The organism is Streptomyces sp. NPDC055140, assembly GCF_053607285.1.
Genome location: NZ_JBSGTG010000159.1, coordinates 1 through 1977, shown reverse-complemented (window position 1 = coordinate 1977; position 1977 = coordinate 1). Strand labels below are relative to the sequence as shown.

The window sequence follows — 1977 nt, the reverse complement described above, 5'->3', positions numbered from 1 at the left end:
TCACTGACCTCGGCATCCCGGCCACCGCGATCCGGGCCCTGGTCGACAACGCTGACCCCGGCCCGTGCCACGACGTGCGCGGCGGCGCCATCTGCCAGCTCGATCTCGGCCACCCGCACTACCGCCACATGTCGGTCCGGCCCCCTGTCCCGGGCACGAAGACGCAGTCCGAGTGGGCCAGCGCCTGGTCTGAACACGACATCAAGAAGCACTGGGCCCGCGACCACCCCTTCACTCTGCCCGACGCCGCGACGCCCGCCATGCGCGCACACGCCGAACTCGTCGACGAGCCGCGGGTGTTCATCTGCCAGCCGGTCACCGACACCCTGCTGTACGTACACATCCGGCTCGGCAGGAACGACGCGGGCCTGCACACCTGGCTGCGCCGCATCGGCTTGAAGCGCGAGCAGGCGACTCGCACCGAACACGGCGACTACCTCGCGCGCGGCCAGTTGAACGGTGCCCGCGTCGCGCTGATCGCTCACGCCCACTCCTACCGCTGACCACCGGCCCCTCCCTGCCTGCGGCGCCCGCCCCGGCACGCGGTCCTTGAATGCCTGCCGTCTGTGCGGGGGTCGGGGGCCGCAGCCCGGCCGGTGCCGCTGCGGGGTTGTGTGTCTTGCCGGCCGCCGCGTCACGGTACGGGCACCGGCCCCGGGGGAGCGGTGACAAGCACCGCCCCCTCCGGTCACCACCGCGTCCCGCCGAGGTGACCGTCGTCCTTTGACCGGTCCGGTCCCACACGCCGGGGCACGCGTACGCGTACGCGTTCGCGCCGTGCCCCGGCATCCTCCCCGCACCTTCGCGACGTTGGAGAGCCACGCCATGCCTGCAACCATCACCCCTGAGCCCACCGCCCGTGAGCGGATCACCGCCGCGCTCGCCGCGTATGGCATTACCGCTCACGCCGACAAGGACGCCGGAAACTCCTGGCTCGTGATCCCCGTGGATCTCACCAGTGACACCTTCCCCGGAGCGGGCACGCCCCACCTCGTCGTGTACGTCTACGACGCCCATGACGACTGGACGTTCGTCGACGCGCCGATTGAGCACGCATGGGGCGCCTGGCGGGTGGCCTTCCACTCCCGTCACGGTGTCGAGCACGTGCTGTACCGGGGCGCGCTTGCTGACCCCGCGGCCGAAACCGCCAAGTGCGCCGCGTTCATCGCCAAGCACCTGGCCGTGCCGTCCCTGGGCGCCGAGGGCCGGGCCGCGCGCCCCGCCTGACAGCCCCCCGCCGGGGGCGTGACCGTACGTACCGCGCCCCCGGCACCCTTCCCCCGGCTCCCCATCCCTCCACCACTTTCATTGAGGAGAACTCCGTCGTGTCCAAGGCCATCGACCTCGCCACGGGAACGATTCATCTTCAGGGCGTCGGGCGTGTGCCCGCCGTCGCAGCGCAGCAGCTGAAGGCCGGCGACCAGCTCATGTACAACTTCGGCGGCGTCTACCAGATCAGCAAGATTGAGGACGCGTCGCCGAAGTTCGTCCGGATCTTCGAGGTGAGCACCGAGACCGGCGAGGAGTACCACCGCCGCGTGATGAAGGACAGCCTCATGGCCCGCGTGCCCGACAAGCAGCGCCGCCGCCTGGGCCATGACGCACCGGCGACCGTCTACCGCGCCCAGGTCTACGCCCCCAAGGGCCGAACCTGGGTCACCGTGAGCCACGGCGCCACCGGCGAGGACGCCGCGATCGGCAACCTCGCGTCGGGTTACCCGTCCTACTTCGGCTCGGTCATGCTGGACCGTCACGGGATCGGCGGCAGCTTCGAGAGCCGCGCCGCCAGCGTGAAGGCCATGACGGAGGGCGTCACGCTCACGGCTGGGGACGGGCACCGTTTCCGCATCCTGCCGCCGCAGCCGCAGCAGTCGGGGCCCGGGTTGTGAAAGACCGGCGTTCCTTCCGTGGTACCAGCGGTCGGTGTTTGCGAGGTCACCCCCGGCCAGGCCACGAAGCGTTTCCTGAACGGCTGAG

General features: G+C 70.9%; 3 protein-coding genes. All 3 read left to right on the top strand.

Annotated elements, in window-relative coordinates:
• The coding region (locus tag ACWFR4_RS48590) for a hypothetical protein (RefSeq protein ID WP_453658373.1) at positions 1-503 on the top strand (503 nt) is incomplete at its 5' end.
• A gap of 322 nt (positions 504-825) precedes the next feature.
• On the top strand, positions 826-1227 hold the full coding sequence (locus ACWFR4_RS48585; protein WP_453658371.1) for a hypothetical protein: 402 nt from the start codon (positions 826-828) through the stop codon (positions 1225-1227).
• A gap of 98 nt (positions 1228-1325) precedes the next feature.
• Positions 1326-1889 carry a hypothetical protein gene (locus ACWFR4_RS48580; RefSeq protein ID WP_453658369.1) on the top strand — a complete coding sequence of 188 codons (564 nt, stop codon included), beginning with the start codon at positions 1326-1328 and terminating at the stop codon, positions 1887-1889.
• Positions 1890-1977: the final 88 nt, after the last annotated feature.

Coding starts and splice junctions, on each gene's coding strand:
- ACWFR4_RS48585 (WP_453658371.1), top strand. CDS start 826: ATGCCTGCAACCATCACCCCTGAGCCCACCGCCCGTGAGCGGATCACC.